At 71.1% G+C, this 4,274-nt stretch carries 5 protein-coding genes; 4 read left to right on the forward strand and 1 reads right to left on the reverse strand.

The genetic code is table 11. The features are described from left to right. Positions 1–1,154 (reverse strand): GAF domain-containing protein (locus VOI19_RS15275; protein ID WP_323793823.1); only part of this gene is annotated, 1,154 nt, incomplete at its 3' end. A 105-nt stretch (positions 1,155–1,259) separates the two neighbouring features. Between VOI19_RS15275 and VOI19_RS15280 the strand changes: the two genes are divergently transcribed. The 4 genes from VOI19_RS15280 to VOI19_RS15295 form a co-directional block, all read left to right on the forward strand. Then, positions 1,260–2,195, forward strand: coding sequence for a proline dehydrogenase family protein (locus tag VOI19_RS15280; RefSeq protein ID WP_323793824.1), 936 nt, complete (start codon positions 1,260–1,262; stop codon positions 2,193–2,195). Between the two features lie 8 nt (positions 2,196–2,203). Beyond that, a complete protein-coding gene (gene proC, locus VOI19_RS15285; protein WP_323793825.1) occupies positions 2,204–3,043 on the forward strand; it encodes a pyrroline-5-carboxylate reductase in 840 nt (279 codons plus the stop codon). Between the two features lie 14 nt (positions 3,044–3,057). Next, a complete protein-coding gene (locus tag VOI19_RS15290) occupies positions 3,058–3,774 on the forward strand; it encodes a hypothetical protein (RefSeq protein WP_323793826.1) in 717 nt (238 codons plus the stop codon). A 102-nt stretch (positions 3,775–3,876) separates the two neighbouring features. After that, positions 3,877–4,274, forward strand: a 398-nt coding sequence (locus VOI19_RS15295) for a hypothetical protein (RefSeq protein WP_323793827.1), incomplete at its 3' end; no start/stop codon positions are given.

The following is a 4,274-nucleotide window of genomic DNA, read 5'->3' on the forward strand; positions in this document are numbered from 1 at the left end:
GTCTCGATGAGGTGGATGCGATAGTCGTCGAGCTGCTGCAGCTCGTCGACGAGATGACGCTCGCGCTCCAGGGCGCGTGCGGCCATCAGGGCGGCCCCGAGGTCGTGGCCGATCTCGAGGGCCGAGCTGGTCTCGATCGCCGACCAGGGAGGGTCCTGCGCACGTCGGGTCAGGGCCAGGAATCCCAGGCACTCCTGGCCCGCCCCCAGCGCGACCGCGAGCATGGAGCGCAGGTCGAGGGAGCGCAGCAGCGCGCGGGCCTCCTCGAGCAGCGGCTCAGGCAGGTCGCCGTCATCGGCGAAGGGGCCCGGGCCGTCGCTGATGACGAGGGCGCGCTGCTGGGTCCAGAGCGTCGACCCCAGTCGGTGCGCCACCGCCTGGGCGTGGGCGGGCAGGGGCACGATCGTGCCGCTGCGTCCCCGTGCGTAGCCGTGTCGTGAGTCGGCCGGACCGCGCGCCTCGATCCAGGAACCGCTGGCGTTGAACCCCTCGACCAGCGGCTGGTGGATGTTGCTCAGCACCGCCTCCAGGGAGGCCTGGGCCGGCATCGACGCGGCCCGCACCAGCCGGCGCGCGGACTCGGCGTGGGCCACGCGCTGCACGAGGCTCTCTCGCTCGAAGGCCGTCAGGACAGCCCGCTCGGCCTGCGCGGCGTACCGCTCCAGCAGGTGCTTCTGCTTGGGGTCGGGGCGCAGGCCGGACGTGGGGGAGTCGACGGACAGCACGCCGCAGATCGAGCCGTCCTCGTCGTACAGGACCCCCAGCAGCACGTCGCTGGGCTGCCAGGCGTCGGGGCTTTCGAGGGTCTGGCCCCGGGTGGTCTCGATCCAGGTGCCCGGGAGCTGGCCCACGATGTCCTCGCTGGCGAGGAAGTGGAAGCGCCCCCACGTCTCGGCCTGGTCGAGGACCGGACCCAGCACGCTGACCGGGTCGATCGTCATCGCGGCCTTGCGGAACTCGTCTGGCCCGGCGTAGGCCATCGTGACGAGGTTGTCGCCGAGCACCACCGACAGCGTGGCCACCCGGAAGTCGACCAGCTCCACGACCGACTCGACCATCAGCTGGAGAACAGAGCGCGCCGAGGAGTCCGACCAGGACCCGTGCCTGATCGACTCGGGGGCGCCGTCCGGCTGTCCCACGAGTGGTTCCGCCATCGCTGCGTCTCCCTGCTACCCGTCGTCGACGGACATCATCTCGACCGACATTGTGCGTCACGACGCCGTCGGGCGTGGTCGAACCGGGCCACGTAGATTGACCTCATGTCCTTGCTCCGCCAGCCGATCCTGCTCCTTGCTCGCAGCGCCACCGTCAAGAAGCTCATCAGCACGATGCCGGTGACCTCGGGGATCGTCACCGGCTACGTGCCGGGGGAGAGCACCAGCGCCGTGGTCGAGGCCAGCGCCACGCTCGTCGACGACGGGCTCAAGGTCACCCTCGACTACCTCGGCGAGGACACCCTCGACGCCGACCAGGCCGAGGCGACCGTGACGGCGTACGTCGAGCTGCTCGCGGCGCTCAGCGCACGCGGGCTGCCGCGCAGCGCCGAGGTGTCGGTCAAGCTGTCGGCCATCGGCCAGGCCATCCCCGAGGTCGGCGACAAGCTCGCCCTCGAGAACGCCCGCACGATCTGCCGTGCCGCCCGCAACGCCGGCACCACGGTCACCCTCGACATGGAGGACCACACCACCACCGACCGCACGCTGACCGTGCTGCGCGACCTGCGCAAGGACTTCCCCGAGACCGGGGCAGTGCTCCAGGCCTACCTGCACCGCACCGAGCGCGACTGCCGCCAGCTCGCCTACGAGGGCTCCCGGGTGCGGCTGTGCAAGGGCGCCTACAACGAGCCCGACGACGTCGCCTTCCAGGACGCCATCGAGGTCGACAAGTCCTACGTGCGATGCCTCAAGGTGCTGCTCGGCGGGTCCGGCTACCCGATGATCGCGACCCACGACCCGCGCATGATCGAGATCGCTGCGTCGCTCGCAAGCCGCTACGGACGCGCGCAGGGCAGCTATGAGTTCCAGATGCTCTACGGCATCCGCCCCGACGAGCAGCGTCGCCTCGCTGGAATCGGCGAGACCGTGCGGGTCTACGTGCCCTACGGTCAGGAGTGGTACGGCTACCTGATGCGACGCCTCGCCGAGCGCCCGCAGAACCTGTCGTTCTTCCTCAAGTCCTTGATCTCCAAGAAGTAGGTGCTCCGATGACGTCTGCCCCCGGCACTCCCGGCGCCCATCACGCGGCGCAGACCGCCGTCATCGGAGCCGGGGTGATGGGGGAGACCCTGCTCTCCGGCCTGGTCCGCGCGGGCCGTCGCGTCGACGCGCTGCTGGTAGGCGAGAAGCGCAGCGAGCGCGCCCGCGAGCTCGAGGAGCGCTACGGCGTCGCCGTGGTCTCCAACGTCGAGGCCGCCGAGAAGGCCGGGACGATCGCCCTGGTGGTCAAGCCGCAGGACATGGCCGACGTGCTCGCCGAGATCGCGCCCGTGCTGCGCGCCGGTCAGCTCGTCGTCTCGCTGGCCGCCGGCATCACGACGTCCTTCATCGAGGCGCGGGTGCCTGCCGGCGTCGCCGTCGTCCGCGTCATGCCCAACACCCCCGCGCTGGTCGACGAGGGGATGGCGGCCATCTCGCCCGGCTCGCACTGCTCCGACACCCACCTCGCCGAGGCCGAGTCGCTGCTCGCCTGCGTGGGGCGCGTCGTACGCATCCCGGAGCGGCAGCAGGACGCCGTCACCGCGATCTCCGGGTCGGGCCCGGCCTACATCTTCTTCGTGGTGGAGTCGATGATCGAGGCCGGCGTCCACCTCGGCCTGCCGCGCTCGACGGCCACCGAGCTCGTCATCCAGACCCTCGTGGGCTCCGGGAAGATGCTGCGCGAGACCGGCACGCACCCCACCGTGCTGCGCGAGCAGGTGACCTCCCCGGGGGGCACCACCGCCAGCGCGCTGCGCGAGCTGGAGGACCACAAGGTGCGAGCGGCCTTCCTCGCGGCGATGGAGGCTGCGCGCAACCGCTCGCGTGAGCTGGCCGAGGGCACCTGAGCAACACTGGGGACATGACCTCCACCCCTGACGTCCGTTTCTGGTTCGACCCCGTCTGTCCGTTCGCCTGGATGACGAGCAAATGGGTGCGGATGGTGCAGGCCCAGCGCGACTACGACGTCGAGTGGCGCTTCATCTCGTTGCGACTGCTCAACTCCCACATCGACTACGACAGCCACTTCCCGCCGGAGTACGAGCAGGGTCACACGGCCGGGCTGAAGCTGCTGCGGGTCTTCGCGCACGTGCGTGACGACCACGGCCCGGCAGCCGTCGAGGCGCTCTACCCGGCGATCAGCAGCCGGATCTTTGACGTCCCGCCCGACTCCTACGACGCCGCCGACCTGGGCCCGCTCGTCGAGGCCGCGCTGGCGCAGTGCGACCTGCCGACGGCCCTGGCCGAGCACCTCGAGGACACCTCGAAGGATGCCCAGATCCAGGCCGAGACCGACGAGGCGCTCGAGCTGACCGGCAAGGACGTCGGCACCCCGATCCTGCACATCGCCCCGCCCGAGGGCGCTGCCTTCTTCGGACCGGTCATCAGCCGACTGCCGTCGGAGGAGCAGGCCGGCGAGCTGTGGGACCACGTCGTCGGGCTGGCGACGTTCCCGGGCTTCGCCGAGCTCAAGCGGAGCCTGCGCGAGCTGCCCCAGCTCGAGGCCTTCGGTGTCGACGCCGACTCCGTGGGCAAGCAGGAGGACTGGCACGGCGGCTCGCGTCGCCAGAAGAAGTAGCCGTCGGGTGAGCGGACTGCCCTGGGTGTGGGGTGCGACCCCGGCCGAGGTCACGCGTGACTACCCGGCCGACGTGCTGGTCGAGGGTCCCTCGGTCGCGCGGTGACGGTGGCGGCGTCGGTCGGGACGACCTGGCGCTGGCTGTGCCAGCTCAGCGTGGCGCCGTACTCCTACGACTGGGTCGACAACTTCGGACGGCGCAGCCCTCGCGAGCTGACCCCCGGCGCCGACGAGCTCGTCGTGGGGCAGGAGGTCGTCAAGGTCTACACACTCACCAGTGTCGACGCGCCGCGGCAGTGGACCGGCCTCGCCCAGGGCTGGCTCGCAGCGACGTACGCCGTGGAGCCCGACCCGCACGACCCCGGCCGCTGCCGGTTGGTGTGTCGAATGGTTGCGGCCGCGCCCACCCCGCTCACTCGCCTGCGCGCCCGGGCCCTCGCCTGGGGAGACCTCCCGATGCTCCGCAAGCAGCTCCTCACCCTCCGGGCTCTCGCCGAGTC

The organism is Nocardioides sp., from assembly GCF_034670285.1.
In the GTDB taxonomy this organism is placed as follows: Bacteria; Actinomycetota; Actinomycetes; order Propionibacteriales; family Nocardioidaceae; genus Nocardioides.